Source organism: Blautia sp. ZXY-1-B12 (assembly GCF_056339915.1).
The window spans coordinates 1-13,922 of record NZ_JBWJVP010000228.1 but is presented as its reverse complement, the minus strand read 5'-3'; the positions used below and the strand labels follow the sequence as shown (position 1 = coordinate 13,922).

The window sequence follows — 13,922 nt, the reverse complement described above, 5'->3', positions numbered from 1 at the left end:
AATGAAGAAAATTGAAGATTATGTATTAAGTATACCGGATTTTCCTGAACCGGGGATTATTTTCAGAGATATTACAAGTGTTCTGCAGGATGCGGATGGCCTGCAGTTGGCCATCGACTCCATGCAGGACTGTCTTAAGGATATAGATGTGGACGTGATTGCAGGAACAGAGTCCAGAGGCTTTATCTTTGGTGTACCGATCGCATATAATCTTCATAAACCATTTGTACCGATTCGTAAAAAAGGCAAACTTCCCCGCGAAACAGTATCTGTAAGCTATGATCTGGAATATGGCAGTGCAGAGATTGAAATGCATAAAGATTCCATAAAACCAGGTCAGAAAGTGGTTATCGTTGATGATCTGATCGCAACAGGCGGTACGATCGAAGCAGCGATCAAGCTGGTGGAACAGCTTGGCGGTGAGGTTGTCAAGGTTGTATTTCTCATGGAACTTGCAGGTTTAAAGGGACGCGAAAGACTGAATGGGTATGATGTAGCGTCCGTAATTTGTTATGATGGTAAATAGGCACAGCTGATTGTGCAGGACAGGCAGGTGGGAGCATATGACAGAGATAACAAAAAGTACAGAAGCAAAAAAAGATGAAATGCAGGTTGAAAAAGAGAAGCTGGAATCTGTAAAGAGAGCAGATGCGGCAGTAAAGACCATGCATGATTTTACAAGTCCGGAGGTGCTTTATAAAGAACTGATAAACAGTGTTCTGAAGTATCATCCATCAACAGATATTTCCATGATAGAGAAGGCATATAAGGTTGCAAGTGAAGCTCATGAAGGACAGAAGAGAAAGTCTGGAGAGCCATATATCATTCATCCTTTGTGTGTTGCCATCATTCTGGCAGATCTGGAACTTGACAAAGAAACGATAGTTGCAGGTCTTCTTCATGATGCAGTTGAAGATACCTGGATGACCTATGAGGAAGTGGAGAAGGAATTTGGTTCAGAGGTTGCACTTCTTGTGGATGGTGTTACCAAGCTGGGACAGTTATCTTATTCTGCGGATAAAGTAGAAGTTCAGGCAGAGAACCTCAGAAAGATGTTTCTTGCCATGGCTAAGGATATCAGAGTTATTCTGATCAAGCTTGCAGACCGTCTTCATAATATGCGTACCTTACAGTATATGCGTCCTGAAAAGCAGCAGGAAAAGGCCAGAGAGACCATGGATATTTATGCTCCTATTGCCATGCGTCTGGGTATTTCCAAGATAAAGGTAGAGCTGGATGACCTGTCGCTGAAATACCTTAAGCCGGATGTATATTATGACCTGGTGCATAAGGTTGCCCTGCGTAAAAGCGAGAGAGAACAGTTTGTAGGTGCGATTGTAAAAGAAGTTAAGAAACATATGGATGATGCCAATATTAAGGCGCAGGTGGACGGACGTGTAAAACACTTTTTCAGCATCTACAAGAAGATGGTAAATCAGGATAAGACTATTGATCAGATTTATGATTTATTTGCTGTCCGTATTCTTGTAGATACAGTGAAGGATTGTTATGCTGCCCTTGGTGTGATCCATGAGATGTATAAGCCAATTCCGGGACGGTTTAAAGATTATATTGCCATGCCGAAACCCAATATGTATCAGTCATTGCATACCACATTGATCGGACCCAACGGACAGCCCTTTGAAATCCAGATCCGTACTTATGAAATGCACAGAACTGCAGAATATGGTATCGCTGCACACTGGAAATATAAGGAGTCGTCTGACGGAAAGGCTCCTGTAGGTAAGAGTGAGGAAGAGAAACTGAACTGGCTGCGTCAGATTCTGGAATGGCAGAGAGACATGTCTGATAACAAAGAATTCATGAGTCTTCTGAAGAATGACCTGGATCTTTTTGCGGACAGTGTTTACTGTTTCACTCCACAGGGAGATGTTAAAACACTTCCAAGCGGTTCTACACCGGTGGATTTTGCGTACAGTGTTCACAGTGCAGTCGGAAATAAGATGGTAGGTGCCAGAGTTAACGGTAAGCTGGTTCCGATTGAATATGAGATCAAAAACGGCGACCGTATTGAAATCATTACTTCACAGAATTCTCAGGGACCAAGCCGCGACTGGCTGAAACTGGTTAAGAGTACTCAGGCAAAGAACAAGATTAACCAGTGGTTCAAGAAGGAATTAAAAGAAGATAATATCCTTAAGGGCAAGGAGATGCTTGCGCAGTATGCGCGTGCAAAGGGATTTAAGATCGCAAATTATACAAAAACCCAGTATCTGGAGGCTGTTTTGCGTAAATATGGTTTCAGGGACTGGGATTCAGTACTTGCTGCAATTGGTCATGGCGGATTGAAAGAAGGTCAGGTTTTCAATAAGCTGGTGGAGGCATATGATAAGGAAAATAAGAAGAATCTGACAGACGAGCAGGTTCTTGAGGCTGCTTCTGAGACACAGGAAAAGCTTCACATTGCCAAGAGTAAGAGCGGCATTGTGGTAAAAGGAATCCATGATGTGGCAGTCCGTTTTTCCAAGTGCTGTAATCCAATCCCGGGTGATGAGATTGTAGGTTTTGTTACAAGAGGACGTGGGATCACAATTCATCGTACAGATTGTGTCAATGTGCTGAATATGTCTGAGACAGACAGGACACGACTGATTGAGGCAGAGTGGCAGCAGCCTGATACCAAGGAAAAAGAGAAGTATACGGCTGAGATTCAGGTTTATGCAAATAACCGTACAGGGCTTCTTGTGGATCTTTCTAAAATATTTACAGAACGTAAGATCGACCTGCGAAGTATCAACAGCCGTACAAGCAAGCAGGAGAAGGCAACTATTTCCATGAGTTTTGAGATTGGAAGCAAAGAGGAACTGCGTTCCCTGATCGAGAAGATCCGTCAGGTAGAGAGTGTCATTGACGTAGAGAGAACTACAGGCTGATCATGGAAAAATCTGCTGGAACATTATTTTATGGAACTGCTGCAGATTGACAGAAAGGAATAACATGAAGAATTTAGAATTACAGAAATGTATATTAGGACCTATATATACAAATTGCTATCTCCTTAAGAATAAAGAAACCGGAGAACTGATCATTGTTGATCCCGCAGATTGTCCGGAGAAGATTGAAATGAAGATTTCCCGGATGAATGGAAAACCGGTGGCGATTCTTCTTACCCATGGACATTTTGACCACATTCTGGCTGCACAGGCAGTAAAGGAGAAATATAATATTCCGATTTATGCCTGTCGTCAGGAAGAGGAGATGCTCCGCGAACCTTCGATCAATATGACTGTACATTATGGACAGGGATGTTCTATTGTGCCGGATGTATTTCTGGAGGATCTGGATGTTATCAGACTGGCGGGATTTTCCGTTCAGATGATCCATACACCGGGACATACCAAAGGAAGCTGCTGTTATTATCTGAAAGATGAAGGTGTATTGTTCAGCGGTGATACAGTGTTCTATGGCTCTGTTGGAAGAACGGATTTTCCGGGTGGAAGTACAGCAGAAATCGTGAGAAGTCTCCATAAACTGGTAGATTCGCTTCCTGAAGAGACCGAGGTTTTCCCCGGACATGATGCATCTACCACTATTGGTTATGAAAAGAGGTATAATCCATTTGTGTAAAATAGGCATTCTGTTTGAGAACAGAGATTTTGAACATGATGTTTATGAACTGATCAAAGCGTTTTATCCCGAAGCGGAGATACATACTCTTTATGAAAATACTGAAGCAGAGTATGACCTCCGCTTCAGTGTGGAACGGGATAATGACAGTTATATCATAAAATACGAAAGGACAGAGAATCTGTCGAAACAGGAAACAGAGCAAAAAGGGGTAATTTCCGCAGACATACTTTCTAAAGAGAATGCAGGCTGTGGAATACAGGATGCTCATGCTCTGAGAAAAGAGAATAAAGATAATATCAAATATGCTCTGTATCAGTTGTTGATAAAACTGACGGGCAGAACTCTTCCATGGGGAAATCTGACAGGAATACGTCCTGCCAAACTGGCAATGGGAATGATCGAATCCGGAATGAAAAATACGGAAGCAGCCCGGGAGATGCGTGAGAGATATCTGGTAAGTCCGCAGAAAACAGCGCTTGCCATCACTATTGCAAACAGGGAAAGAGAGATTCTGAAGGATATTGACTATGAAAATGGATACAGCCTTTATATTGGAATCCCGTTTTGCCCAAGTATCTGTCTGTATTGTTCCTTCAGCTCCTATCCGCTGAAAGTGTGGGAGAAGAGAACAGATGAATATGTGGAAGCTCTCTGCCGGGAGGTAAGAGAGACTGCTCTTATGATGAAGGGAAGAAAACTGGATACCATCTATATTGGCGGCGGTACCCCGACTACACTGCTTCCACATCAGATCCGTAAGCTCCTGGATACAGTGGGAGAAGCTTTTGGCTATGAAGGACTGGCAGAGTTTACTGTGGAAGCCGGCAGACCGGACAGTATTACACGTGAAAAGCTGATGGCGATCAGGGAGTATCCGGTAACAAGAATTTCCGTAAATCCACAGACTATGAATCAGGAAACCCTGGATATTATCGGCCGCAGACATACTGTGGAGCAGACAAAAGAAGCGTTTCATCTGGCACGAGAGCTGGGATACGATAACATTAACATGGATCTGATCGTAGGTCTTCCGGGTGAGGATATTCACATGGTAGAGCGGACTCTTGAACAGGTTCGTGAACTGGCACCGGACAGTATTACCGTACATTCACTGGCAGTGAAACGTGCAGCAAGGCTGAATATTTTTAAAGAGAAATATCAGGAAATGTCTTTTGAGAATAATCAGGAAATTATGGATCTGACCATGAAAACTGCGTATGAAATGGGAATGGGTCCTTATTATCTGTACAGACAGAAGAATATGAAGGGAAATTTTGAAAATGTTGGCTATGCAAAGGTTGACAAAGCGGGAATTTACAATATACTGATTATGGAGGAAAAACAGCCTATCATCGCACTGGGGGCAGGCGGTTCTTCCAAGCTGGTCTTTGACCATGGACAGAGAATTGAACGTGTGGAGAATGTAAAAGACGTTTCTAATTATATTTCCCGCATTGATGAGATGATCGAGAGAAAACGGACAGCAATAGCTACCTGGCTGTAGGATGTGGAGGTAACATTTTGGACACAGTACAAAAGACAGCGGCAGGTTCACAGCAGAGGATCCTGGAATTTGACCTTGCTTCTGAATTGCATCATGGAATGCTGGTAAGTAATCTGGCTTATGCGGTTGCAGAGGAGATGGGACTGCCGCATGAACAGTGCTATGAGCTTGCAATAGCAGGAATGCTCCATGATATAGGAAAGCTGAAGCTGACAAGTTATATTAACGGACAGGAGCAGGATCCTCTGGTGATCGAGGAACTGAAGTATGTCCGGATGCATTCTACATTGGGATATGAGGAACTTAAAGGGCAGGGATATTCGGATTTTGTATTGGAGAGTATCCTGTACCATCATGAGAATTATGATGGCAGTGGATATCCGTCCAATAAAGCAGGTGATGACATACCCATAGGTGCCCGGATACTCAGAGTCTGCGATGTATATGCAGCATTGATCTCTGACAGACCATACAGAAGAGGATTTGATATTTCTTCAGTTATGGAGTTGATGATCGATGAAGTAAAAAATTTTGATATGCAGGTTTTTCTTGCGTTTCAGAGAGTGGTTCATAATGGAGACGGGCAGAATTTTTATAAAAGAGGAGGACAACATGGCATTAAAGAAGAAACCGGTAACCGGTATGAAGGACATTTTACCAAAAGAGATGGAAATCCGTAATTATGTGATGAACATGATTCGTGAAACATACGGAACATTTGGCTTTTCATCTATAGAGACACCATGTGTGGAGCATATTGAAAATCTTTCCAGTAAACAGGGCGGAGAGAATGAGAAACTTATTTTCAAGATCCTGAAACGTGGGGAGAAACTGAAACTTGCGGAAGCAGAGAAAGAAAGTGATCTGGTTGACTCCGGACTTCGCTACGATCTGACTGTGCCGCTTTCCAGATATTATTCCAACAACGCAAATGAGCTTCCGGCTCCTTTTAAGGCACTTCAGATGGGCAATGTGTGGAGAGCAGACAGACCGCAGAGAGGACGTTTCCGTCAGTTTATGCAGTGTGATATTGATATTCTGGGTGAGTCTACTTATCTGGCTGAGATCGAACTGGTTCTTGCTACCACAACGTTGCTCGGAAAGCTGGATTTCCATAACTTTACGATTCGCATCAACGACAGAAAAATCTTAAAAGCGATGGCGCAGTACAGTGGATTCCCACAGGAAAGCTTTGACACTGTGTTTATCATTCTGGACAAGATGGACAAGATTGGTTTGGAAGGTGTTGCAGAAGAACTGGAGAAGGAAGGATTTGCAAAAGAGAGCATTGATACCTACCTTGGACTTTTCAAAGAGATCACTTCTGACATTGAGGGTGTTCGTTACTGCAAAGAGAAATTAAAAGATGTTCTGGATCCAAAGGTTGCTGAGGACCTTGAAACAATCATTTCTACTGTAGATTCTGTTAAGACAGCAGATTTTAAGATGTCTTTCGATCCGACTTTGGTACGTGGAATGTCTTATTATACAGGACCGATTTTTGAAATCTCTATGGATGAGTTTGGCGGCAGCGTAGGCGGCGGTGGACGCTATGATGAGATGATCGGTAAATTTACAGGAAACAATACATCTGCCTGCGGATTTTCAATTGGATTCGAGAGAATCGTAATGCTTCTTCTTGAGAGAAATTATGAAATCCCGACAAAGAATGGTAAGAAAGCATATCTTATCGAGAAGAATATGCCGGCAGACAAGATGCTGACGATTCTGAAACAGGCTCAGGAAGAGCGTAATGCCGGAACACAGATCAATATTTCTATTATGAAGAAGAATAAGAAATTCCAGAAAGATCAGATGACAGCAGAGGGCTATACAGAGTTTGTAGAATTCTTTAAAGACAGAATGTAATAATTCGTAACTGTTCAGCAACATTGCGAGATAGCAGACTGCCGGATAGTTACAACAATTCTTATAATATAGAAAGCATGAAAAGAGGAAAGAAACATGGCTGAAAGTATGCAGGGACTGCACAGAACATGCCGATGTGCAGAAGTAACAAAGGAAATGATCGGCAAAGAAGTTGTCCTTATGGGATGGGTTCAGAAAGCCCGCGATAAAGGCGGAATTATTTTCGTAGATTTAAGAGACCGTTCCGGTATCATGCAGTTGATTTTTGAGAATGGCAGCATTGATGAAGAAGGTTTTGCAAAAGCAGGTAAGCTGAGAAGTGAATTCGTAATCGCTGTTACCGGTGTGGTAGAAGAAAGAGGCGGTGCTGTTAACAAGAATCTTGCAACAGGTGAAATTGAGCTTCGCGTAAAATCCCTTCGTGTTCTGTCTGAAGCAGAGGTACCTCCGTTCCCAATTGAAGAGAACAGCAAGACAAAAGATGAAATCCGCCTGAAATATCGTTATCTTGACTTAAGAAGACCTGACCTTCAGAAGAATATTATGCTTAAGAGCAAAGTCATGATGCTTACAAGACAGTTCTTCGCAAAAGAAGGATTCCTTGAAATTGAAACTCCGATGCTTGGTAAGAGTACACCGGAAGGTGCAAGAGATTATCTGGTACCGTCTCGTGTTCATCCGGGACATTTCTATGGTCTGCCACAGTCTCCGCAGCTGTACAAACAGCTTCTGATGTGCTCTGGTTATGACCGTTATATCCAGATTGCAAGATGTTTCCGTGACGAAGACCTTCGTGCGGACAGACAGCCGGAATTTACCCAGATCGATATGGAACTCTCTTTTGTAGATGTTGATGACGTAATTGATGTAAATGAGAGATTCCTTGCTTATCTGTTCAAGGAAGTACTTGATATTGATGTAAAACTTCCAATCCAGCGTATCACATGGCAGGAAGCTATGGACAGATTTGGTTCTGATAAACCGGATATGCGTTTCGGAATGGAACTTCATGATGTAAGTGATGTAGTTAAAAACTGTGGATTCAGCGTGTTTACTTCTGCGTTGGAAAATGGCGGCAGTGTTCGTGGTATCAATGCAGAAGGACAGGGCGCTATGCCACGTAAGAAAATTGACAAACTGGTTGAGTTTGCCAAAGGTTACGGTGCAAAAGGCCTTGCATACATTGCAATCGCTGAAGATGGCACAAGAAAATCTTCTTTTGCTAAATTCATGACAGATGAAGAGATGGATGCTCTGGTAGCAGCTATGGATGGTAAAGCAGGAGACTTACTTCTGTTTGCAGCAGATAAGAAGAAACTGGTTTATGATGTACTTGGCGCACTTCGTCTGGAACTTGCAAAGCAGATGGATCTTCTTGATAAGAATGAGTATCGTTTCGTATGGGTAACAGAGTTCCCGCTTCTTGAATGGAGTGAAGAAGAGAATCGTTTCACAGCAATGCATCATCCATTTACCATGCTTATGGAAGAGGACCTTCCACTTCTGGATACAGATCCTGGAAAAGTTCGTGCAAAAGCATATGATATCGTATTAAACGGTAATGAAATTGGTGGAGGAAGTGTCAGAATCCATCAGGATGATATTCAGGAGAGAATGTTTGAAGCACTTGGATTCACAAAAGAAGCTGCTCACGAGCAGTTCGGATTCCTTCTGGACGCATTCAAATATGGAGTTCCGCCTCACGCCGGACTGGCATACGGACTTGACCGTCTGGTAATGCTTATGGCGAAAGTTGACAGCATCCGTGACGTAATCGCATTCCCGAAGGTTAAAGATGCTTCCTGTCTGATGACTCAGTCTCCGAGCCGCGTAAGCGAGGAGCAGTTAAAAGAACTGGAACTGGAAGTAAGACCGGAGGAAGTAACTGAGGAAGGAGGGAGCTTACAATTCAGACGTTTTTGATTGTATGCCCGTTGGTATTCCTTGCAGGATTAGTTGATTCTATCGCAGGCGGGGGTGGTTTGATCTCCCTGCCTGCGTATCTGCTTGCAGGGGTTCCGATGCACAATGCGATAGCAACGAATAAATTATCCTCGGCAACTGGGACAGCGATTTCAACAGCACGTTTATGTAAGAATAAATTTGTAGACTGGGGAGTTGCACTGCCATGTATTTCCATGGCTCTTGTCGGTTCTTTTGCAGGCGCTCATATTGCGCTTCTTGCCAGTGATAAGATATTAAAATGGATGCTGATTCCAGTACTTCCTATTGTTGCGTTTTATGTAATGAAGAAGAAAAATCTGGTATGATAACAGCAATGTAGAGATTTCCAGAAAGAAACAGTGGATTTTGTGTGCGGTGTGTTCTCTGGCTGTTGGCTGCTACGATGGCTTTTATGGGCCGGGAACTGGTACGTTTCTGCTTATTTTATATACAGGAGTAGCAAAACTTCCCGTAGCGAAAGCTTCCGGAACTATGAAACTTGCAAATCTTTCTTCTAATATAATGGCATTAGTTGTTTTTTTATTTAGTGGAAAGATTGTCATATATTCTTGGACTTGCAGCTTCTGTTTTTTCCATTGCAGGGCATTATGTAGGATCTGGAATGGTAATGAAAAATGGAAATAAAATCGTAAGACCGATTATTCTGATCGTTCTGGTTTTACTGTTTATCAAAATTATAACGGGATGTAAAAAGAATAAGACAAAGATTAAAAAGACCACCATATCATAGAATGATTCGGGAAAGGAACATTTCTGTGATATGGTGGCCTTTTTAGTTGTTTAACCAAACTGCGAAGCAGTTATTTGGTTATGAGCAAGTAGCGGAAGCGGATTGCGAATATCCGATTGACTAATCGTTAATTGGAACTGCTTTCAGTAGAAGTATTATCATCTGTCTGCTTATCTGTATCGGCAGAAATATCTTCATCCTCAGAATCAGAAGTCTCGAGAGGAGAATCTGTCAAAGTACCGAAAATAGCATTTCCCAAAGTATTTCCCTCATCCTGAAGTTTCCAGGATACCCCATCATTGATTAGAACAAAATCTACATCATTGACGGTAGTAACGGTATTATCATTGATACTGTTCAGAAGAATTTCGAAAGATTTCTCGTATCGTTTCTGGGAGCCATCGATAACTGCGTCAGCAGAAGCCAGATATTTATCAAGCTTTTCCTGATAATCAGCCAGGATCGAATCACTGTCAAAGGTTGTAATTTCAGTTGTAACAGTGGCATTGTATCCATTTTCACTGCTGGATTTAATGACATAATTAAAATTTTTATGAATCTGTTCGGCAAGTGCTGAGGCAATGGAATTTTTTGCAGTATCGGATGTATTCATGATATTTACTACACCCAGATAAGATGTCATTTCTTTCAAATCCAGTTTCTGTAGAGTGTCAAGATAGACGGTCAGGGTATCTTCCGGTGAAAGGATATCCGGATTTGCCAGATCAGCTATAAGACCGCCGACAAGGTCATCTTCCAGAGAATTGGTACGCTGGATCTTCCATTTTTCTTTTTTATCATTGCCTGTATTGACAAGCTGTATGTTACAGTCTGTCTCAGCTGTATCATAGTCATTTGTGTTTAAAAGATGATTCAGGATCAGATAATGAGCCTCAAGAGATCTGGAAGAATCTTTGATATTTCCTTTTTGTGCCTGGGCTGACTCTGTGATCTGTGTCCGGAGAAGTTCTGCTTTAAAATCTCTGGCAAGAACTTTGGAATCGATTGTGGTCAGTTTGACAGAAACAGTGGCAGAATGATTGGCTGTGCCGACGATGACATCCGAAATTTTGTAATTAAATTTCCGGAAAAAGAGAGAAAAGGTTTCATTGATTTCATCAGTTAAATCAGTGTTCTCTGTGGCATCGGGGAACAGCTCTGTATAGGGTATGTATTTTTGCGTAGTTTCTGAATCGAGATTTTTTAACTGATCCAGTTCATTTCTGACTACACTCTTTACATCTGACTCATTTTTGCGGAAACAGCCGCTGCTTACAGATACAGCAAAAAGAAAAAATAAGACAGAGAAAAGAAGAATCAGGTGTTTGTTTATATTCATACGTGTTCTTTCCTTTCACAGTGCTTTCTGTGCAACTGTTGACAGTTACTTTTCTGTTTATTTTAACAGATTTTGTACTGACTGTCAAAAAAGTGAAAAAGATGAACGAAATTCATAAAAAAAACGTGAAAAAATTGTGAAAAATGTTGCCATTTGGTTACAAAGCTTTTATTTTAAGGCAGAATCTGCTATGATAGGAAAGTGAATAATAATGATATAAAAAAGCAGTAGTGTATAATAGATGTTAGCCTGAACAAGGTGATAATATCAAGGAGGCAACTTATGAAGAAGCGTATTATTATCGTTTTGGGAATCCTGATTGCAGCAGGTGGTATCGGAACCGGTGTCTGGTATCACTTTTACGGAAACACTCAGGGAAAAACCGGAGATTCAATCGTATATGTATCTAAGGTCAGTGTGATCAGCGGAACGGAAACGGCTGCAGTCAATCGTTTTGCAGGTGTGGTAGAACCGCAGAAAACTGTAAACGTAAAAATAGAAAGTGGACGTAAAGTAAAGGAAGTAGAGGTAAAGACAGGGGAAGAAGTCAAGGCAGGACAACTTCTCTTTGAATATGATCTCAGCAGTATTGAAGATGATCTGAAACAGGCACAGCTTGACCTGGACAGACTGAAAAATGAGCAGATCAGCCTGACAGAACAGATTTCCACCCTTGAAGCGGAAAAGAAAAAAGCAAAGGCAGATGATCAGCTTTCTTACACAATTGAAATTGAAACAAATAAGATGAATCTTAAGAAAAATGAATACAGCCAGAAGAGTAAACAGGCTGAGATTGACAAGCTGCAGAGTGCCACACAGAATACAGAAGTGAGAAGTGAAATAGATGGTGTGATCCAGAAAATTGATACATCAAAGATGACAAGTGATGACGGTGATTCTGTGGATGACAGCAGTACAATGGACAGTATGTCATCAAATGATGACGGTTCAGACAGCTCTGCATTTATCACGATTCTCAGTACAGGTGCTTACAGAGTAAAAGGTAAGGTCAATGAACAGAACAGAGATTCTGTTGTGCCGGGAGAGTCTGTGATCATCAGATCCAGAGTGGACAGCAGTAAAACCTGGAAAGGAACCATGGGTTCCATTGATATGAATAACGGAACTTCGGACAGCGACAGCAGTGATATGAATATGGGAATGTCCAGCACCAGTTCAGATGATCAGACTTCTTCTACGTCCTATCCTTTTTATGTGGAACTGGATTCGTCAGAGGATCTTATGCTTGGACAGCATGTATATATAGAGCGTGACATGGGACAGGATGATAAAAAAGATGGTCTGTGGCTCAGCGATTATTATATTCTGGATACAGATACCAATGAACCATATGTCTGGGTAGCGAATGACAAAAATCGACTGGAAAAACGATATGTGACTCTCGGAAAACATGATGACAGTCTTGGAGAATATGAAATTGTTGACGGTCTGACAAAGAAAGATGCGATTGCATTTCCGACAGATTCTCTGGAAGAGGGTGAGAAGACAGAAGTAGGAGATCTCGCGCAGACGATGAGCGGAGGAGCAGACGGTATTACTGATATGGATGCTGATTATGGAAATATGGATGACGCACAGATTAATTCCACAGATATGGAATCCGGCGCAGACAGCTTTACAGAGCCGGATATGGAGGAAGATTCCGCAGACGCAGCAGATGACAGTTCAGAAGATATGATCGATCCGAATGAAGAACTTGTGCCAATTGATGAAGCACCTGGTATGAGTGCAGACGGCAATGTGGAGGGAATCGAATGATACTGGAATTGAAAGGCATATATAAAGAATATCAGCAGGGGAAAATGAAGGTTCCAGTGTTAAAAAATGTAGACTTTTCTATGGAAGAGGGAGAATATGTCGCAATCATGGGACCGTCCGGTTCGGGAAAAACTACTTTGATGAACATTATCGGATGTCTGGACAAACAGACAGAGGGAACTTTCTTTCTGGATGGCGTGGATATTAAGGCGTGTTCGGAGAATGAAATGTCGGATATCCGGCTGAATAAGATAGGGTTTGTTTTTCAGAGCTTTCATCTTCTCCCTAAGCAGAGTGCTCTGGCAAATGTTGAGATGCCATTAAATTATGCGAGAGTACCTAAGAAGGAGAGAAGAGAACGCGCTCTGAAGGCACTTGACAGAGTGGGCCTGGCGGACAGAGTGGATTTTAAGCCAAATCAGCTTTCAGGAGGTCAGATGCAGAGGGTTGCCATTGCCAGGGCGATCGTCAATAACCCGAAACTTCTTCTTGCAGATGAACCTACAGGTGCTCTTGACAGTAAATCAGGTGCGCAGGTTATGGAACTTTTCCAGAGGCTGAATGATGAGGGGGTATCTGTATTGATGATTACCCATGATGCGGATATTGCTGCACATGCGAAAAGGGTGGTTACGATCAAAGATGGTATCCTTCAGGAAAAGAGGTGATCTTCATGGGCAAAGTAAAGAAAATCCTCGCAGGAGTGCTTGTGGTGGTAATCGCAGGAAGCGGAATTACAGCGGGATTGATGCAGCTGAAGAAAAACAGCCAGAAAACAGTGGCGGTTACTCCTGTGAGCGGATTACTGCAGGAATTTTATACACCTTCCACCACGCTTGACGGAACCATTACATCCAGTGCAACACAGACAATAAACGGTGATAAAGACCTGATCATTGATCAGATTTATGTGACAAAGGGAGATGCCGTAAAAAAAGGCGATCATCTGGTTTCTTTTGATACTACTCTGGTGGAAATGGAACTGAATATAGCAAAGCTGAAAAAACAGAAACTGGAGCAGGATTTAAATAAAGCAGTGAACAGACTGAACAGCCTTCAGAATGGCGGGCCTGTAGAGGAAACAGATGCGGGTACAGATGCCGATGACCTGAATTCAACAACAGGAAGCACTAATAATGATACTG

10 protein-coding genes and 2 pseudogenes are annotated in these 13,922 nt (G+C 42.2%); 11 read left to right on the top strand and 1 reads right to left on the bottom strand.

What is annotated here, in order from left to right; all coding sequences use genetic code 11:
* The first annotated feature begins 1 nt into the window (after position 1).
* The 8 genes and pseudogenes from AC075L_RS15715 (at position 2) to AC075L_RS15680 (ending at position 9,659) form a co-directional block, all read left to right on the top strand.
* Positions 2–526 carry an adenine phosphoribosyltransferase gene (locus tag AC075L_RS15715; RefSeq protein ID WP_008703730.1) on the top strand — a complete coding sequence of 175 codons (525 nt, stop codon included), beginning with the start codon at positions 2–4 and terminating at the stop codon, positions 524–526.
* A 37-nt stretch (positions 527–563) separates the two neighbouring features.
* Positions 564–2,894 carry a RelA/SpoT family protein gene (locus AC075L_RS15710; RefSeq protein WP_022380374.1) on the top strand — a complete coding sequence of 777 codons (2,331 nt, stop codon included), beginning with the start codon at positions 564–566 and terminating at the stop codon, positions 2,892–2,894.
* Positions 2,895–2,958: 64 nt separating this feature from the next.
* Positions 2,959–3,588 (top strand): MBL fold metallo-hydrolase, encoded by a 630-nt coding sequence (locus tag AC075L_RS15705; RefSeq protein WP_476387888.1) that lies wholly within the window; start codon positions 2,959–2,961, stop codon positions 3,586–3,588.
* A complete protein-coding gene (hemZ, locus tag AC075L_RS15700; protein WP_062807800.1) occupies positions 3,560–5,095 on the top strand; it encodes a coproporphyrinogen dehydrogenase HemZ in 1,536 nt (511 codons plus the stop codon). The genes AC075L_RS15705 and hemZ overlap by 29 nt, the downstream gene beginning before the upstream one ends.
* A 17-nt stretch (positions 5,096–5,112) precedes the next feature.
* Complete coding sequence (locus AC075L_RS15695) at positions 5,113–5,775, top strand: HD-GYP domain-containing protein (protein ID WP_022380377.1); 663 nt, start codon at positions 5,113–5,115, stop codon at positions 5,773–5,775.
* Positions 5,708–6,964, top strand: a complete 1,257-nt coding sequence (gene hisS / locus AC075L_RS15690; RefSeq protein WP_055053994.1) for a histidine--tRNA ligase — start codon at positions 5,708–5,710, stop codon at positions 6,962–6,964. Before AC075L_RS15695 ends, hisS begins: the two co-directional genes overlap by 68 nt.
* 96 nt (positions 6,965–7,060) lie before the next feature.
* Positions 7,061–8,887: an aspartate--tRNA ligase gene (gene aspS / locus AC075L_RS15685; protein ID WP_476387887.1), complete on the top strand. Its 1,827-nt coding sequence runs from the start codon at positions 7,061–7,063 to the stop codon at positions 8,885–8,887.
* A pseudogene (locus tag AC075L_RS15680) lies at positions 8,872–9,659 on the top strand (sulfite exporter TauE/SafE family protein). The gene aspS and the pseudogene AC075L_RS15680 overlap by 16 nt, the downstream one beginning before the upstream one ends.
* Positions 9,660–9,786: 127 nt before the next feature.
* On the opposite strand, the gene AC075L_RS15675 reads toward AC075L_RS15680, so the two are convergent.
* Positions 9,787–10,998, bottom strand: a complete 1,212-nt coding sequence (locus AC075L_RS15675) for a hypothetical protein (protein WP_062807799.1) — start codon at positions 10,996–10,998, stop codon at positions 9,787–9,789.
* 282 nt (positions 10,999–11,280) lie between these two features.
* Between AC075L_RS15675 and AC075L_RS15670 the strand changes: the two genes are divergently transcribed.
* From AC075L_RS15670 to AC075L_RS15660, 3 genes and pseudogenes are all read left to right on the top strand, one after another.
* Positions 11,281–12,777, top strand: a complete 1,497-nt coding sequence (locus AC075L_RS15670; protein ID WP_118409363.1) for an efflux RND transporter periplasmic adaptor subunit — start codon at positions 11,281–11,283, stop codon at positions 12,775–12,777.
* Positions 12,774–13,445, top strand: coding sequence for an ABC transporter ATP-binding protein (locus AC075L_RS15665; protein WP_026648793.1), 672 nt, complete (start codon positions 12,774–12,776; stop codon positions 13,443–13,445). The genes AC075L_RS15670 and AC075L_RS15665 overlap by 4 nt, the downstream gene beginning before the upstream one ends.
* Positions 13,446–13,450: 5 nt before the next feature.
* Positions 13,451–13,922, top strand: a pseudogene (locus AC075L_RS15660) (hypothetical protein); the annotation flags it as partial.

Bases quoted from the DNA above. Each gene is read 5' to 3' on its own strand.
- hemZ (WP_062807800.1), top strand. From the start codon at position 3,560: ATGAAAAGAGGTATAATCCATTTGTGTAAAATAGGCATTCTGTTTGAG.
- AC075L_RS15670 (WP_118409363.1), top strand. From the start codon at position 11,281: ATGAAGAAGCGTATTATTATCGTTTTGGGAATCCTGATTGCAGCAGGT.
- aspS (WP_476387887.1), top strand. From the start codon at position 7,061: ATGGCTGAAAGTATGCAGGGACTGCACAGAACATGCCGATGTGCAGAA.
- hisS (WP_055053994.1), top strand. From the start codon at position 5,708: ATGGCATTAAAGAAGAAACCGGTAACCGGTATGAAGGACATTTTACCA.
- AC075L_RS15715 (WP_008703730.1), top strand. From the start codon at position 2: ATGAAGAAAATTGAAGATTATGTATTAAGTATACCGGATTTTCCTGAA.
- AC075L_RS15665 (WP_026648793.1), top strand. From the start codon at position 12,774: ATGATACTGGAATTGAAAGGCATATATAAAGAATATCAGCAGGGGAAA.
- AC075L_RS15705 (WP_476387888.1), top strand. From the start codon at position 2,959: ATGAAGAATTTAGAATTACAGAAATGTATATTAGGACCTATATATACA.
- AC075L_RS15710 (WP_022380374.1), top strand. From the start codon at position 564: ATGACAGAGATAACAAAAAGTACAGAAGCAAAAAAAGATGAAATGCAG.
- AC075L_RS15675 (WP_062807799.1), bottom strand. From the start codon at position 10,998: ATGAATATAAACAAACACCTGATTCTTCTTTTCTCTGTCTTATTTTTT.